This is a genomic window from Streptomyces sp. NPDC050619, from assembly GCF_040654815.1.
GTDB lineage: Bacteria > Actinomycetota > Actinomycetes > Streptomycetales > Streptomycetaceae > Streptomyces.
This window is the reverse complement of the sequence record NZ_JBFAIR010000003.1, coordinates 192280-207412: the sequence shown is the minus strand read 5'-3', so window position 1 is coordinate 207412 and position 15133 is coordinate 192280. Positions and strand designations below refer to the sequence as shown.

General features: G+C 72.5%; 17 protein-coding genes. 7 read left to right on the top strand and 10 right to left on the bottom strand.

Translation table 11 applies throughout. The annotated features are described in order from the left end of the window. Positions 1 to 118: 118 nt before the first annotated feature. Positions 119 to 574 (bottom strand): helix-turn-helix domain-containing protein, encoded by a 456-nt coding sequence (locus AB0I77_RS07020; protein WP_363281348.1) that lies wholly within the window; start codon positions 572 to 574, stop codon positions 119 to 121. A gap of 80 nt (positions 575 to 654) precedes the next feature. Here AB0I77_RS07020 and AB0I77_RS07015 point away from each other — a divergent pair, with 80 nt between their 5' ends. The 4 genes from AB0I77_RS07015 (at position 655) to AB0I77_RS07000 (ending at position 3696) form a co-directional block, all read left to right on the top strand. Continuing rightward, complete coding sequence (locus AB0I77_RS07015; RefSeq protein WP_363281593.1) at positions 655 to 1533, top strand: class I SAM-dependent methyltransferase; 879 nt, start codon at positions 655 to 657, stop codon at positions 1531 to 1533. A gap of 118 nt (positions 1534 to 1651) precedes the next feature. Beyond that, positions 1652 to 2644 (top strand): dihydroxyacetone kinase subunit DhaK, encoded by a 993-nt coding sequence (gene dhaK, locus AB0I77_RS07010; RefSeq protein WP_363281347.1) that lies wholly within the window; start codon positions 1652 to 1654, stop codon positions 2642 to 2644. Positions 2645 to 2693: 49 nt separating this feature from the next. Next, positions 2694 to 3293 (top strand): dihydroxyacetone kinase subunit DhaL, encoded by a 600-nt coding sequence (gene dhaL, locus AB0I77_RS07005; protein ID WP_363281346.1) that lies wholly within the window; start codon positions 2694 to 2696, stop codon positions 3291 to 3293. Beyond that, entirely contained in the window at positions 3286 to 3696 is a 411-nt protein-coding gene (locus AB0I77_RS07000) for a PTS fructose transporter subunit IIA (RefSeq protein ID WP_363281345.1), read from the top strand. Before dhaL ends, AB0I77_RS07000 begins: the two co-directional genes overlap by 8 nt. 69 nt (positions 3697 to 3765) lie before the next feature. On the opposite strand, the gene AB0I77_RS06995 is transcribed toward AB0I77_RS07000, so the two are convergent. Both AB0I77_RS06995 and AB0I77_RS06990 read right to left on the bottom strand, forming a co-directional pair. Further along, the gene (locus AB0I77_RS06995; protein WP_363281344.1) at positions 3766 to 3909 is read right to left on the bottom strand and encodes a hypothetical protein; all 144 of its coding nucleotides are present in this window, start codon (positions 3907 to 3909) and stop codon (positions 3766 to 3768) included. A 121-nt stretch (positions 3910 to 4030) separates the two neighbouring features. Beyond that, positions 4031 to 4732 (bottom strand): glycoside hydrolase family 75 protein, encoded by a 702-nt coding sequence (locus AB0I77_RS06990; RefSeq protein WP_363281343.1) that lies wholly within the window; start codon positions 4730 to 4732, stop codon positions 4031 to 4033. Positions 4733 to 5302: 570 nt separating this feature from the next. Here AB0I77_RS06990 and AB0I77_RS06985 point away from each other — a divergent pair. After that, positions 5303 to 5860, top strand: coding sequence for a hypothetical protein (locus AB0I77_RS06985; protein ID WP_363281342.1), 558 nt, complete (start codon positions 5303 to 5305; stop codon positions 5858 to 5860). On the opposite strand, the gene AB0I77_RS06980 is transcribed toward AB0I77_RS06985, so the two are convergent. The 5 genes from AB0I77_RS06980 to AB0I77_RS06960 all read right to left on the bottom strand — a co-directional run bounded on the left by AB0I77_RS06980 (position 5848) and on the right by AB0I77_RS06960 (position 10714). Further along, the gene (locus AB0I77_RS06980; RefSeq protein ID WP_363281341.1) at positions 5848 to 6399 is read right to left on the bottom strand and encodes a PadR family transcriptional regulator; all 552 of its coding nucleotides are present in this window, start codon (positions 6397 to 6399) and stop codon (positions 5848 to 5850) included. The two genes, AB0I77_RS06985 and AB0I77_RS06980, sit on opposite strands and share 13 nt — an antisense overlap. Before the next feature lie 31 nt (positions 6400 to 6430). Further along, positions 6431 to 8446, bottom strand: a complete 2016-nt coding sequence (locus AB0I77_RS06975; RefSeq protein ID WP_363281340.1) for an NADPH-dependent 2,4-dienoyl-CoA reductase — start codon at positions 8444 to 8446, stop codon at positions 6431 to 6433. Between the two features lie 102 nt (positions 8447 to 8548). Then, positions 8549 to 9394, bottom strand: coding sequence for an oxidoreductase (locus AB0I77_RS06970; protein WP_363281339.1), 846 nt, complete (start codon positions 9392 to 9394; stop codon positions 8549 to 8551). Then, positions 9391 to 10290 carry a helix-turn-helix transcriptional regulator gene (locus tag AB0I77_RS06965; protein WP_363281338.1) on the bottom strand — a complete coding sequence of 300 codons (900 nt, stop codon included), beginning with the start codon at positions 10288 to 10290 and terminating at the stop codon, positions 9391 to 9393. Before AB0I77_RS06965 ends, AB0I77_RS06970 begins: the two co-directional genes overlap by 4 nt. Positions 10291 to 10423: 133 nt before the next feature. Beyond that, entirely contained in the window at positions 10424 to 10714 is a 291-nt protein-coding gene (locus tag AB0I77_RS06960) for a DUF6355 family natural product biosynthesis protein (RefSeq protein WP_363281337.1), read from the bottom strand. Between the two features lie 179 nt (positions 10715 to 10893). Here AB0I77_RS06960 and AB0I77_RS06955 point away from each other — a divergent pair, with 179 nt between their 5' ends. Further along, positions 10894 to 12069: a M20/M25/M40 family metallo-hydrolase gene (locus AB0I77_RS06955; RefSeq protein WP_363281335.1), complete on the top strand. Its 1176-nt coding sequence runs from the start codon at positions 10894 to 10896 to the stop codon at positions 12067 to 12069. Between the two features lie 3 nt (positions 12070 to 12072). On the opposite strand, the gene AB0I77_RS06950 is transcribed toward AB0I77_RS06955, so the two are convergent. Beyond that, positions 12073 to 12441: a hypothetical protein gene (locus AB0I77_RS06950; RefSeq protein WP_363281334.1), complete on the bottom strand. Its 369-nt coding sequence runs from the start codon at positions 12439 to 12441 to the stop codon at positions 12073 to 12075. A 222-nt stretch (positions 12442 to 12663) separates the two neighbouring features. Here AB0I77_RS06950 and AB0I77_RS06945 point away from each other — a divergent pair, with 222 nt between their 5' ends. Continuing rightward, the gene (locus AB0I77_RS06945; RefSeq protein ID WP_363281333.1) at positions 12664 to 12882 is read left to right on the top strand and encodes a hypothetical protein; all 219 of its coding nucleotides are present in this window, start codon (positions 12664 to 12666) and stop codon (positions 12880 to 12882) included. Positions 12883 to 12913: 31 nt separating this feature from the next. Here AB0I77_RS06945 and AB0I77_RS06940 read toward each other — a convergent pair whose 3' ends face one another. Further along, positions 12914 to 15130, bottom strand: coding sequence for a bifunctional serine/threonine-protein kinase/ABC transporter substrate-binding protein (locus AB0I77_RS06940; protein ID WP_363281332.1), 2217 nt, complete (start codon positions 15128 to 15130; stop codon positions 12914 to 12916). Positions 15131 to 15133 lie beyond the last annotated feature (3 nt).

Genomic DNA, 15133 nt, shown 5'->3' with positions numbered 1-15133 from the left:
CGCCTAAAACCCCCGTCAGGGCAGCGCCGGCTGCCCTCTCATCCTTGGCCGCGGCCCCCATGCCCGACATCAGCCGTTCGGCCGAGCGACCGGTGCCTGATCCCCTGGAACACCGGCTTTATGGCCGAGGCGCCCGGCTCCCGCGTGCGAGCACTCCCGGACCGCCGCCGGCTCGCCGCACCGGGCCGGTCATCGCGGCCCGAAGGATGCGGCGGAAGGTGGAGCACTCCATGTGGCTCGGCGCGGGGCAGGCGGCGGCGTGCCGCAAGGAGTCGCGCAGGGCGCCGAGTTCGCGGATCGTCCGGTCCAGTTCCTCCGCCTTCGCCGCGAGCATCCGCCGGTCGATGTGCGGATGTCCGTCCGGCACGAACACGCGCGCGATCTCGTCGAGCGAGAAGCCGGCGGCGCGCCCCAGGGCGATCAACGCCAGCCGTTCCAGCACACCGGGATCGAACTGACGGCGCAGACCCCGCCTGCCGGTCGAGGCGATGAGCCCCTTCTCCTCGTAGAACCGCAGCGTCGAGGCGGGAACACCGGCGCGCCGCGCCACCTCGGCGATGTCCAGGTCTGCCATCTTCTTGACCTCAAGTCGACTTGAAGTAGCACCGTGTCATCTCCGTCCGGTGCGGGCAACCACAGGAGACGATCGTGGACATGACGCGCAAGAGCGATGAGGAACAGAAGGCACGCTGGCACGGTCCCGCCGGCCATGCCTGGGTCGACATGCAGGCGGTGCTGGACGCGTTGTTCCGGCCCATCGAATCCCTGCTCGTCGAGGTGGTCCCTGCCGAACGCGGCGGCCAGGTGCTCGATGTCGGCTGCGGCACGGGCGGCACCACGGTGGCCGCCGCGCGGCGGCTCGGCGCGGAGGGCCGGTGCGTCGGCATCGACATCTCCGCCCCGATGATCGCCGCCGCGCGGGCGCGCGCCGAACGGGAGGGCGTGCGGGCACACTTCATCTGCGCCGACGCGCAGGATCACGCGTTCGAGCCCGCGACGTTCGACGCGATCATTTCGCGCTTCGGCGTCATGTTCTTCAGCGACTTCGCCGGGGCCTTCGCGAACCTGCGGCGTGCCGCGCGCGGCGGCGCCGAGTTGCGCTTCGTGGCGTGGCGCGACGCCGCGGAGAATCCCTTCATGACGACGGCCGAACGCGCCGCCGCACCGCTCCTGCCCGACCTGCCCGTCCGCAGGCCGGACGCGCCGGGTCAGTTCGCCTTCGCGAACCAGGTCAGGGTCCGCCGCATCCTCGAGGAGAGCGGCTGGGCCGGGATCGAGATCCGGCCCGTCGATGTGGCCTGCACCCTGCCGGAGAGCGAGCTCGTTCCTTACTTCACCCGGCTCGGTCCGGTCGGCATGGCCCTGCCCGAGGTTGATGAGCGGACCCGCGCGCGGGTCATCGACACGGTCCGCCGCGCGTTCGATCCGTATGTGCACGGCGCGGAAGTCCGCTTCACCGCGGCCTGCTGGATGGTCGACGCCCGGGCGTCGTCCGCGCCGGCGCCCGAACAGGCGCCGACGAGACGGCCGTAGAGGGCGCGGCGCCCCGCACGCGCCCAAGAAGCTCCGCACACGTGACCGGCGCCCCCTCCAGCGCCGATACTGCCGGGAGCGGATCACCCGAGACCGCCAGTCCCACCAGGAGGTACCCATGAAGATGCTCATCAACGTCCCGGAGACCGTGGTCACCGACGCGCTGCGGGGCATGGCGGTCGCCCACCCCGAGCTGGCCATCGACGTCGAGAACCGGGTGATCGTACGACGGGACGCTCCGGTGGCCGGAAAAGTCGGACTCGTCTCCGGCGGCGGATCGGGGCACGAGCCGCTGCACGGCGGCTTCGTGGGGCCCGGGATGCTCTCGGCGGCCTGCCCCGGCGAGGTGTTCACCTCACCCGTGCCCGACCAGATGGTGCGGGCGGCGGCCGCCGTGGACAGCGGGGCCGGGGTGCTGTTCATCGTGAAGAACTACACGGGTGACGTGCTCAACTTCGACATGGCCGCCGAACTCGCCGAGGACGAGGGCATCCAGGTCGCCAAGGTCCTGATCGACGACGACGTGGCGGTCACCGACAGCCTCTACACGGCCGGGCGGCGCGGCACGGGCGCGACGCTGTTCGTGGAGAAGATCGCGGGCGCCGCCGCGGACGAGGGGCAGCCGCTGGAGCGCGTGCAGGCGCTGGCCCAGCAGGTCAACGGCAACTCGCGCAGCTTCGGGGTCGCGCTGAGCGCGTGCACCACCCCGGCCAAGGGCAGCCCCACCTTCGATCTGCCGCCCGGCGAGCTGGAGTTGGGCGTCGGCATCCACGGCGAGCCCGGCCGGGAGCGGCGGGCGATGATGACCTCGCGGGAGATCGCCGACTTCGCCCTCGGCGCGATCCTGGACGACTTCAGCCCGCGCAACCCCGTCCTCGTCCTGGTCAACGGCATGGGCGCGACACCGCTGCTGGAGCTGTACGGATTCAACGCCGAGGTGCAGCGGGTGCTCACCGAGCGCGGAATCGCCGTCGCCCGCACTCTCGTCGGCAACTACGTCACCTCGCTCGACATGGCCGGCGCCTCCGTCACCCTGTGCCAGATCGACGAGGAGCTGCTGCGCCTGTGGGACGCGCCGGTGAAGACGCCGGGGCTGCGCTGGGGAATGTGAACGGGCGGATCCCGAGTTCAGCAACGTACCGACCACGCAAGGAGATCCAGTGCTCGACGCCGACTTCTTCCGCCGTTGGATGGCGGTGACCGCCGCGTCCGTCGACCGCGAGGCGGAACGGCTCACCGCCCTCGACTCGCCCATCGGGGACGCCGACCACGGCAGCAATCTGCGGCGCGGGTTCACCGCCGTGACCGCGACCCTGGAGAAGGAGGCACCGCAGACACCCGGTGCTGTCCTCACGCTCGCCGGACGACAGCTCATCTCGACGGTCGGCGGCGCGTCGGGGCCGCTGTACGGGACGTTGCTGCGCCGTACCGGCAAGGCGCTCGGGGAGGCCGCCGAGGTCGACGAGGAGCAGTTCGCCGAGGCGCTGCGCGCGGGCGTGGACGCGGTGATGACGCTCGGGGGAGCCGCACCGGGCGACAAGACCATGATCGACGCCCTGGTGCCGGCCGTCGCCGCGCTCGGTGACGGCTTCGCCGCGGCCCGGGCCGCCGCCGAGGAAGGCGCCCTGGCGACCACGCCGTTGCAGGCCCGCAAGGGCAGGGCGAGCTATCTCGGGGAGCGCAGCATCGGGCACCAGGACCCGGGTGCCACGTCGGCGTCGCTGCTCGTCGCGGGACTGGTGGAGGCGGCCGGTGAGTGACGCGAAGCTGGTCGGGATCGTGCTGGTGTCGCACAGCGCGGCGGTCGCCGAATCGGTGGCCGAGTTGGCCAAGGGGCTGGCGAGCGGCGGCACGGAGGTGCCCGTCGCCCCGGCGGGCGGCACCGAGGGCGGCGGCCTCGGTACGAGCGCGGAGTTGATCGCCGCGGCGGCCGCCTCCGTCGACCGGGGTGCCGGAGTCGCCGTCCTCACCGACCTCGGCAGCTCGGTGCTCACCGTGAAGGCGCTGCTCGCGGAGGGCGACGAACTCCCCGGCGGCACGCGCCTGGTGGACGCTCCGTTCGTGGAGGGGGCGGTGGCCGCGGTCGTCACGGCGGCGACCGGAGCCGACCTCGCGGCGGTGGAGGCGGCGGCCGCGGAGGCGTACGACTACCGAAAGGTCTGATGCCGCCGAAAAGTCACGGAACGGTCTGCTGCCACCGAACGGCCAAACCCCGCCTCCGGGAGACCGTCGTCACTTGAGTCCTTCCGCCACGACGGCGAGCGCCGAGCGCCGGGTCGCCCCCAGCTCGGCCTCCGCCGTCGCGGGGTCGGCCGGCGCGTCGGCGGTGCGCCAGGCATAGTGTTCGACGGCCGCGCGCAGGACCGCGTTGAACATCGCCGCGCGAACGGTGGGCAGCAGGTCGTCGGCGGGCAGACCGGCGCGTTCCGCCAGGGCGCGACGGCGCTCGCTCGTCAGCTCCTGGTCGAGTCGCTCACAGCCAGCAAATCACCGGAGCTCATCCGCCGCCCACGAACCGCCGTGCCAGCCGCTCCCCGAGCTTCACGGCGGCCGCGTGGTTCTCGAGGGGTGTCACCCGGCTGCCCTTGAAGACGATGTAGGTGACGTCCGAGGGCGTGCCGCCGCCGCGCGGGTCGGGGCGGATGCCGAGCGCCTCGGCGGTGGCGTAGGACGCCTCGCCGATGATGCCGTCGGGGCCGACGTCCCCGACGACCGCGTACTGCACCCGGTCGCCGTGGAGGACGGCCGCGACCGAGCCGCCGCGGACGCCGTGGTCGCGGTAGTTCCAGATGCGGCTCGGGGCGGGCACGACGATGTAGGGGAGGTCTTCGGCGCTCAACGGGCGGCCGTCGGACTGCTGGTAGGCCGTGGCGTCGGAGAAGTCCGGGTCGGTACGGGCGTTGCAGTGGCGGCCGGGCCGCCCGTCACAGTCGATGTCCAGGTCGGCCTTCCAGAACACGGCGTCCCGGGTGCCGCAGACCGGGATGTCGGCGGGCGTGCCGTGGTCACTTCGGTAACGGCCGCGGGAGACGGGGGCGCAGTCGCGCACCTCGGCCAGCAGGTCGGCGGCGCGGACGTCGCCCTCGTGCCGCGCCACCCGCTCCCCGTGGGCCAAGGGCTCGGCGGCGGCGGTGGAGAGCGTCGACGGGGCGAGCAGGGCGGCGCCTGCCGCGGCCAGCGTCAGGGACTGGACACGCACGATAAGGGAGCCTCTCCTGGGGGACACTGACGGACACTCAGCCCAATGTGGTGCCGCCTCGATCCTGTGGCCACCATTGAGGGGCCGGACGGAGCAGTCCCTGAACTCGCTGACGGGGACCGGGGGCCTGAGCCCGCGTAAGGCCCGGCCCCCCGGCCGCCCGCACCGGCGCGGGAACAGCGACGACAGCGGTCCGCGCCGACGGACATGAACTCTCCAGCTCTCAAGGAGAGTTCAGTCGTCAATAACTTCAGCATACGTAACTACGCAGGACGGTCCGTCAACAACCGCTGCTGCTGTCGCTGCCTCGCCGGCCGCCCGGCCACCTCCCTACGACGTCCAGGCATGACCATGACAGCCAGTTCACCTCACTTCACGTCACCACCTCCCACCGGCCGAAAGGGAGGAAGGGAGAAGGAGAGGAAAAAGGGAACGTTCACCTGACCGGTCGCGCTCCGCATGCGGAGCGGGCCGTGGGCGCGTTGGCTTCCCCTGAGGCAGCACGGGCGTTCCCCGACCTTCGGCGGCGCAAGGGATGTACCGCCAACCGTGCCGCCGGAGGGCAGTCCTATGCACACTATCCAGCCATTCCTCCGATACGGCCCGGCCGTGGCAGCCGCCGCCGCGCTGCCGCTCGCCCTGGCCGCCGGGCCGGCCGCCGCACAGTCCGGGATCTCGGTGAGCACCACCGGGTCCACGGTCTCGGTCACGACCAGCGCGTGCACCAGCGGCAACAACGGATTCGGCAGAGCCTCGCTGCTCACCAGCAGCCAGGCGAGCTTCGCGCAGGGCCGTCAGGCGGACCTGGCCGGTACCAACGCCAGCCAGTCGGCCCTCTGGTCCAACGTGAGCCCGGGTACGTACACCGTGATCGTGATCTGCAACAGGGACGGGTCGACGGCGGGCACCCAGTCCGTCATCGTCTCCCCGGCCGCCACGCCCACGCCCACGCCCACGGTCACGCCCTCCCCCACGGCTTCCCCGTCGCTCGGCGTCATGGGCGGTCTGGGCGGTGCCAGCACGGACTACGGCACCCTCACCCTGGCGGCCGGCGGGGTCCTGGTGGGGGCGGGCGCCCTGGCCACGGCCTGGTTCCTGCGCCGCCGCTCGAAGCCCTACCGCCTCTGATCGCCGGGCAGGTCGGCGAACTCCTCCAGCGCGTGGGTGAGCCACTGAATCCAGAAGGTCTCCAGGTCGATGCCGGCCCGCAGCACGAGGTGGCGCAGGCGGTCCTGAGGGCTGTCCTTGGCGGCCGGGAAGTCGCGCCGCTCGATCTCCTCGTACTCGGCCAACTGCAACCGGTGCAGGTCGAGATGACGGCGCAGGTCGCTCTCGATGCCCGCGGTGCCCACCACGGCCGCCGCGCGCAGCCGCAGCAGCAGTACGTCACGCAGCGGCTTGGGGTCCTGGGACGCCGCGCTCCAACGGGCCAGTTCGGCGCGTCCCGCGGGCAGCACCTCGTAGCTCTTCTTCTGCCCGCGCGCCGGCTGCTCGGCCGGGAGGGCGCGGATGTAGCCCTCGGCCTCCAGTTTTCCCAGCTCGCGATAGATCTGCTGGTGCGTCGCCGACCAGAAGTATCCGATCGACCTGTCGAACCGGCGGGTCAGCTCAAGACCCGACGACGGCTTCTCGAGCAGGGCGGTGAGAATCGCGTGCGGCAGTGACATGAAGTCATCCTAGGGACGCCTCCGTACGCGCCTAGAGCGTCGCCGCCAGCTCGGTGCCCTGCTTGATGGCCCGTTTCGCGTCCAGTTCGGCGGCCACGTCGGCACCGCCGATCAGATGCGGATTCCGGCCCGCGGCGACCAGCGCCTCGTACAGGTCGCGGCGCGGATCCTGTCCCGTGCACAGCACGACGGTGTCGACCTCCAGGACCGTGCTCGTGTCACCGACGGTGACGTGGAGTCCGGCATCGTCGATACGGTCGTAGCGTGCGCCCGCGACCATGGTGACGCCGCGGTGCTTGAGCTCGGCGCGGTGGATCCAGCCGGTGGTCTTGCCGAGGCCCGCGCCGACCTTGCTGGTCTTGCGCTGGAGCAGGTGGACGGTGCGCGGCGGGGCGGGCCGCTCGGGGGCCGCCAGTCCGCCGGGTGCCGCGTAGTCCATGTCGACGCCCCACTGGCGGAAGTACGTCGCCGGATCCTCGCTCGCCTTGTCACCGCCGTCGGTGAGGTACTCGGCGACGTCGAAGCCGATGCCGCCCGCGCCGAGGACGGCGACACGGTCGCCGACGGGGGCGCCGTCGCGCAGGACGTCCAGGTAGCCGACGACGCTGGGATGGTCGGCGCCGGGGATGTCAGGGACGCGCGGGGTGACGCCGGTGGCGACGACGACCTCGTCGTAGCCGGAGAGATCCTCCGCGCCCACCCAGGTGTTCAGCCGTACGTCCACGCCCTGTTCGTCGAGCCGGTGGCGGAAGTAGCGGATCGTCTCGTCGAACTCCTGCTTGCCGGGGACCTTGCGGGCGACGTTGAGCTGGCCGCCGATCTCGCTCTCCGCGTCCAACAGCGTTACGTCGTGGCCGCGTTCGGCCGCGCTCACGGCACAGGCGAGACCCGCCGGGCCCGCACCCACCACGGCCACCCGCTTGCGCAGCCGGGTCGGGGAGAGGACCAGTTCGGTCTCGTGACAGGCGCGGGGATTGACCAGGCACGAGGTGATCTGCCCGCTGAACGTGTGGTCCAGGCACGCCTGATTGCAGCCGATGCAGGTGTTGATGGCCTCGGGGCGGCCGGCCGCGGCCTTGGCGACGAAGTCGGGGTCGGCGAGCATGGGCCGGGCCATCGACACCATGTCCGCACCGCCGGAGGCCAGCAACTCCTCGGCGAGTTCCGGGGTGTTGATGCGGTTGGTGGTGACCAGCGGGACCGACACCTCGCCCATGAGCTTCTTGGTCACCCAGGTGTAGGCGCCGCGCGGCACCGAGGTGGCGATGGTGGGGATGCGGGCCTCGTGCCAGCCGATGCCGGTGTTGATGATCGTCGCTCCGGCGGCCTCGACGGCCCGGGCGAGCGTGATCACCTCGTCGAGCGTCGAGCCGCCGGGGACGAGGTCCAGCATGGACAGGCGGTAGACGATGATGAAGTCCTCGCCGACGGCCTCCCGCACCCGCCGGACGATCTCGACGGGGAAGCGCATGCGGTTCTCGTACGAGCCGCCCCAGCGGTCGGTGCGGTGGTTGGTCCGCGCGGCGATGAACTCGTTGATGAGGTAGCCCTCGGAGCCCATGATCTCGACGCCGTCGTAGCCGGCCTGCCGGGCCAGGCGGGCGGCGCAGACATAGTCGTCGATGGTCATCTCGACCTCGGCGTCGCTGAGTTCGCGCGGCGGGAAGGGGCTGATCGGCGCCTGGAGGGGACTCGGTGCGACCAGGTCCCGGTGATAGGCGTACCGGCCGAAGTGCAGGATCTGCATCGCGATCCGGCCGCCCTCGCGGTGTACGGCACCGGTGAGGAGCGTGTGCTGTTCGGCCTCCGCGTCGGTGGTGAGCTTCGCGCCGCCCTCGTACGGCCGTCCCGCCTCGTTGGGCGCGATGCCGCCGGTGACGATCAGCCCCACTCCCCCGCGCGCCCGGGCGGCATAGAACTCCGCCATCCGCTCGAAGCCCCGCTCGGCCTCCTCCAGGCCGACGTGCATCGAGCCCATGAGGACGCGGTTGGGCAGCGTGGTGAAGCCCAGGTCGAGCGGGGTCAGCAAGTGCGGGTAACGGCTCATCGGGCCCTCCGTGCGCGGCGGTGTCATGCCCTCTTGTTGTAGACGACCGCACGCGCTTTGTGCAACTAGTTGCACAATCGGGGGGAGGTGATGCCGACCACGTCAGGCGGCGGGGAAATCCGCACTGAGGGTGACGTCCCGCCAGTTGTCGAACGTGTCCCTGAGGGTGTCGAGCCGCGCGGTGGCGATGTCGTACGCGGCCTTTCCCAGCAGCAGACGCAGCGGGGGCTTTGCCGACTCGACGGCGTCGACGACGGCCGCGGCGGCGCGCAGCGGGTCGCCCGGCTGGTGGCCGTAGGTGGACAGGGTGCTCGTACGGCGGACGCCTGCGGTGTCCGCGTAGTCGTCGATCACGTGCGCGGACTGGCGCATGGAGGGCCCGGACCAGTTGGTGCGGAACGCGGCGGGCTCGACGATCGTCACCTTGATGCCCAGCGGGGCGACCTCGGCCGCGAGGGACTCGGACAGGCCCTCCACCGCGAACTTGGTGGCGTGGTAGTAGCCGGTGGCGCCGAAGGCGGCGAGGCCGCCGAGCGAGGAGATGTTCACGATGTGGCCGGCGCGACGGGCGCGCATGCCGGGCAGTACGGCCCGCGTGGTCTCGACGAGGCCGAAGACGTTGGTGTCGAACAGGGCGCGGATCTCTTCGTCCTCGCCCTCCTCGACGGCGGCGAGATAGCCGTATCCGGCGTTGTTCACCAGGACGTCGATCCGCCCGAACTCCGCTTCCGCCTGCTTGACGGCTGCGGCGACCTGAGCGGGCTGGGTGACGTCGAGGGCCAGGGTGCGGACACGGTCGCCGTGGCCGGCGGTCAGGCCGGCGAGGGCGTGCGGGTCGCGGGCGGTGGCCGCCACGCGGTGGCCGCGGTCGAGGGCGGTGGTGGCCAGGGCGTGGCCCAGGCCGGTGGAGCAGCCGGTGATGAACCAGACCGGTGTGTCGTCGTTCATGTGCGAAAGTCCTTGTTCGAAGGTGCGGTGGAGCGGGTGGAGGAGGTGGTGGAGGTGTCGTCGGTGGAGGAGGTGTCGTCGGCGCCGAGGCTGCCCAGCAGGGACAGCGCCTGTTCGGACGGGCTGCCCGCCTCGGCCTGGTAGACGACCAGTTGCTGGCCCGGGGCGCTGTTGACGGTCAGCGACTCGTAGTCGAGGACCACTTCGCCGACCAGCGCATGCCTGAAGCGCTTGGTCTCACGGGTCTTCTGGCGAATGTCGTGACGGGCCCACAGCGTGCGGAACTCCGCGCTCTTCAGCGACAGTTCGCCGACCGCCTCGATCAGCCGCGGGTCGTCCTGGTCGGTTCCGGCGGCCGAGCGCAGCCCGGCCACGGTGTTGACCGCCACGCGTTCCCAGTCCGGATAGAACTCCCGCGCGTCCGGGTCGAGGAACACCAGCCGCAGCAGGTCCGAGCTGTGCGTGTGCCCGGCGAACAGCGCGCGGCCCAGGGCGTTGTGGGCCAGCACGGTCAGACAGCGGCCCAGGACCACCGCCGGGGTGCGGTGCCAGCCCTCCATCATCCGCAGCAGCACCGGGCTGACCTGCTCCGGCCGGGAAGGCGTCCGGGTTCGGCGGGGGGCGGGGTGCGCAAGCCCGTGCAGATGGTCGACGGCGTCGTCCTCGAGACCGAGGGCCCGCGCCAGCGCGTCGATCACCTGGGCCGAGGGGTGTCGTTCCCGGCCCTGTTCCAGGCGCACGTAGTAGTCGGAGCTGACCCCGGCCAGCATCGCGACCTCTTCCCTGCGCAGGCCCGCGACCCGGCGCCGGCTGCCGGCCGGCAGCCCCGAGTCCTCCGGCTGTACGAGGGCTCGGCGGGCACGCAGGAACCGGCCGAGCTGGTTGTCGCTGTCCATGCCCTCGACCCTAGGACCGGCGATGGGACCCAGGTAGTGCGCAAGGTGGCCGCGATACTCCTACCCTGACGCGCAAAAGTGCTCCGCACCGTCCAGGAGAGGGCGGTACGGAGCACAGCCGGGACCTATCGCGTCAGCACGTGCGGTTGACGTAGTGCGCACCCTGGATCTTGCTGGCAGGGCCCAGCCAGGTCTTGCCGGGCCCGACACAGCGCTCGTAGTCGGGCGCCAAGGCGACCTCGACCTTGATGACCACGTTCGAGCCGTCGGAGGTGCAGTGGTTGTAGAAGGCGTCGGAGCCGGTCTCGAAGAATCCGCACGGGTCGGCGGCCGCCGGGCTCGCGGTGGCGCTCACCGCGCCCATGGACGAGAGGACGAGGACGGCGGAACCGAGGGCGCGGGAGACCAAACGACGTACACGCAAGGGAAGCTCCTTGGCTGGTGAACTGGAGCAGCCGGTTGAACTGCCGCTTCAGCATCGGCGTTCCGCCCCACGCGGTTGATCGATTGCCGCGCCAGTTCACCCGGCGAATCGTTCTGCCACTACCTCACTGGGATGATCCTGCTCCGTTTCGCACGCCCCACCCGACGAGACTGTGCGATGTGAACAGCAACCCAGACCGGACGGCCTCGGTCGTGCGGCTCGCCCAAGAGCTGATCCGGCGCCCCAGCCGAGCCGGGATCGACGACTACGGCCCCGTCCTCACCGTCTTCGAGGACTGGCTCGCCGCCCGCGGCCTGCCGCATCGGCGGCTGTACGACGACTCAGGCGGCGCGGTCGCCCTCCTGGTGGAGGTCTCCGGCGACCGGCCGGGGCCCTGGTGGGCGCTGGACGCCTGCGTGGACACCGCGCCGTACGGCGACGAGGCGGCCTGGTCTTTCCCGCCGGCCTCGGGCGACGTCGTCGACGGGTGGCTGCTGGGACGGGGCGCGGCCGACTCCAAGCTCGCCGCGGCGATGTTCTGCCATCTCGCGTCCGACCTGCACGACCGCCGGGACGCCCTGCGCGGCGGCCTTGCCGTGCTGCTCGACGTCGACGAGCACACGGGCGGCTTCGGCGGTGCCCGGGCCTACCTGGCCGATCCGGTCGCGCACCGCCCGGCCGGGGTGATGATCGGCTACCCCGGGATGGACGAGGTCGTCGTCGGCGGTCGGGGGTTGTGGCGGGCAACGCTCGCGGTGCACACGGCCTCGGGCCACTCGGGGTCGAGCCGGTCCACCATGGGGGCCGTGTCCCGCGCGGCCCGTCTCGTGGGCCTGCTGGAGGCGGCCGAGCTCCCGGGCGGGGGCGCGGAGTTCCCGCTGCCGCCGAAACTGTCGGTGACCTCGTGCCACGGCGGGCAGGGCTTCTCGGTGGTGCCCGATCTGTGCGAGCTGGGTGTGGACATCCGCACCACCCCGGCCTTCGGCGCCGGGGCCGCCGAAGCCCTGGTCCGGGCCGCCGCGGCGGAGCTGGACGCGCGGTGGCCGGCCCCGCGGCCGACCGGCATCACCCCGGTGGCCGCCTGGCCGCCGTACCGGCTGAGCGGGGACGAGCAGCCCGCCGCCGCCCTCCTCGACGCCGCCGCCGGCGAGGGTCTGCCGGTCCGGGCGAAGACCGCGGGCCCGTCCAACATCGGCAACCTGCTGGCGGGCGAGGGCATCCCGGCCACCGCGGGTTTCGGGGTGCGCTACGAGGGACTGCACGGGGTGGACGAGCGCGCCCGCCTCACGGACCTGCCCGCGGTCCACGCCGTCTACCGGCGTGCGGTGCTGGCCCTCCTTGGTGCGGACCGGTAGCCCTCACCTGCTCTCCAGCCGTACGTGCAGCTCCTTCTCCTGGTCTCCGGAGGCCGTGGACAGGTCGTGCACGGAGAAGAGGGAGTCCAGGGTGGTGCGGAAACGGTCGATCGCCCAGTAGCCGCCCTGTATGTCGGCCTCGACGGAGGCCGAGAGCCGGGCCGGGCGGGCGCCCTCGTGCGGTTCGGCGACGTCGAACGTGCCGAGCCACACCGTCGGGCGGGTCTGAGAGAGCTCCTCGGGTACGTCGTCGGCGCACCGGTCGGACGCGAAGCAGGCGCACAGGGTGTCGAACACGATCCGGGCGTCGTGCTTGCTGCATCCGCTGATCTCCACCGAGACGGATTCCGGGTGCGGTCGCTGATCCTCCATCGTGATCGCTCCTCTCGTGGCCGCGGCGCGGTACCACGGACGCTCCGCGAAACCGCCCCACCCCAGAAAACCACCACCTCCGGCGGAGCACTACCGGCGAACCCGAGGTGCGTGGAGAGGTCCGTCCAGAGGTGTATGCAGAAGGTGTATGCAGAGGGCGCGAATGGGCCGTCGCGCGTCAGTCAAGCTGCGTCCCGGCCCGTTGCGGCGCATGGTGGTGCTATGGACGAGCAGCCGACCGTGGTCGTACTCGCGCCCTCGCCCGACGGCGGGCGCGAGGTGACGATTCACGGCGAGCCGGCGGGCACCGCGTACAGCCTCTTCGACGTGCTGGAATTCCTGCGCCGCGCGGGCGTGCCTGCCGAGGACACGGCCGTCGACGACCCCGGGCTGATCGAGTGGCGCGGCGGCGGTCCGTACGACTGGAACGGCACCTCGTAGTCGCCCGAACGGCAGGCCCGGGCGACGCGTGTCAGGCGTCCACGCGGTCGTATCGGCCCAGGAACCGGAAACGCCCCTCGGTGGCCCGGTAGAGGAAGCTCGCGTGCTCGGAGTCGAAGGTGTGCGGGTTGTCGAAGCGGATCGGTTTGGCCACTCCGTCCGTCGACGTCTGGAACAGCCGGCCGGTGACCTGACCGGCGGTGACGTCGGCTCCGCCGCCGAGTGCCGTCAGCGTGCGGGCGATCAGGTTCACGGCGTCGTACGCCTCGGCGGCCCACCGGCCGGGGGCGGCGCCGTAGCGGGTGCGGTAGGCGGCGGTGAACGCGCGGGCGGCCTTGGTGGTGGCCGACTGGGGCTGGGTGTACGGCGCGGCGAACACCCAGCCCTCGGCGGCCCCGCCCGCCGCCTTGAGGAACGCGGAGCGCATGACGGGTTCGACGGCGGTGCGGGGGCCGGTGAATCCCGCCGCCGCGAGGGCGCGGGCGCAGGCGGCGGCCCGGGCGGGTGAGACGCCCGCGTGGACGACGGCGCCGGGCTTGGCGGCCAGCGCCCGGGCGACGGCGGGGCGGAAGTCGTCCTCGTCGGCGGGCACGGAGTGGATGCTCACCGTTCCGCCGCCGGGTGGCCTGTCGCGGACGGTGCGGGCCAGGTCTGCCGCCGTCTTGCCCGCCGCCCGGTCCTCGATGACGGCGGTCCGGGGCGCGGAGGCCGCCAGGGTGAGGTAGTAGACCAGGGGCATGCCGAGGTCGTCGTCGCCGACCCGGGTGATGCACAGACTTTCTGTCGTTGTGGTGCTGAGTGGGCTGCCGTCCGAGGACACCAGCACCATCGGCATGTTCGCCTTCGCGAACAGCGGGCCCGCCGCGCCCACCGCGGCCCTGGTGGTGGGACCGATCACCGCGCGCACGGCGGGGTCGGCGATCAGTTCGCGGGCCGCGTTCTCGGCTTCGGGGGCCGTGCCATGGTCGTCGACGGCTTTCAGGGCGAGCCGGAAGCGGACGTCTTCCCGGGCGTTGTGGGCGGCGACCGCGAGGCGGGCGCCGCGTTCCTGCTCCGTGCCGACTCCTTGCAGGCCGATGGTGTGGGAGGGCAGGCCGGCGGCGCCGTTCCCCTTCGCGGTGTCGTCTCCCGTCGTCAGGGCCACGGCGCCGATCCCACCGGTGACGAGTACGGCGGCCGCCGCCGAGCCGACGGCCAGGATCCGGCGGCGGGAGGCGGACAGCGTCTGTTCGGCCGAGTCGTCGTACGCCTTGGTCGGGAAGGTGTGCGGCGTGTCGGGGGCCGCGGGCGCGGCGGTGCGGGCGGGCGGATCCAGGGCGCGGGCCGCGCGCTCGGCGACCATGCGGAGCACGGCGGGTGGCAGCCAGTCGCCGTCCGGGGCGTCCGGACCGAGCGGTGCGTCCGCGAGGGTCAGGCGGGGGTCCCGCCGGGTGCTCAAGTCGTCCAGCAGATCGCGGAGTTCGGCCGCGGTGGGGCGCTCGGTGGCGTCCTTGGCCAGGCAGCGGGCGATGGCGTCGCGCGCCGGGCCGGGCAGCCGGGCGAGGCCGTCCAGGTCCGGCTCCTCGTGCACGGTGCGGTACAGGACCGTCGCGGGGTCGCCGCCGCCGAACGGCGACCGCCCCGAGGCCGCGTAGGCCAGGACGCCGCCCAGCGAGAAGACGTCGCTCGCGGGGCCCACCTCGTCGCCGTACGCGCGCGTTTGCTCGGGCGAAAGGTAACCGGGCGTGCCGATCACCGCGTCGGGGGCGGTCAGGGCCGTGGCTCCGGCGCCCCGCGCGATGCCGAAGTCGATGAGGCGGGGGCCGTCCTGAGCGAGCAGGATGTTGGCGGGCTTGACGTCCCGGTGGACCAGCCCGGTGGTGTGCAGGCCGGTCAGCGCGTCGGCGATGCGCCGGCCGAGGACGAGCACACTCCGCACCGGCAGCGGTCCGTGGCCGGCCACCGCCTCGGCCAGCGCCGGACCGGGGACGAACGCGGTGGCCAGCCAGGGCGCGCGGGCCTCGGCGTCGGCGTCCGTCACCGGCACCACCCAACGGCCCCGCACCTGTGCCGCCAGCCGCGCCTCACGCCGGAACCGGGCCCGGAAGTGCGGGTCGGCGGCGTGCTCGACGCGGATCACCTTGAGCGCGACGAGTTGCCCCCGGCGGGTACGGGCCAGGTACACCACGCCCATGCCGCCGGCGCCCAGCCGGGCCAGCAGGCGGTGCCCGCCGACCTCCTCGGGGTCCGCCGCTGTCAGTGCTCGCATCCG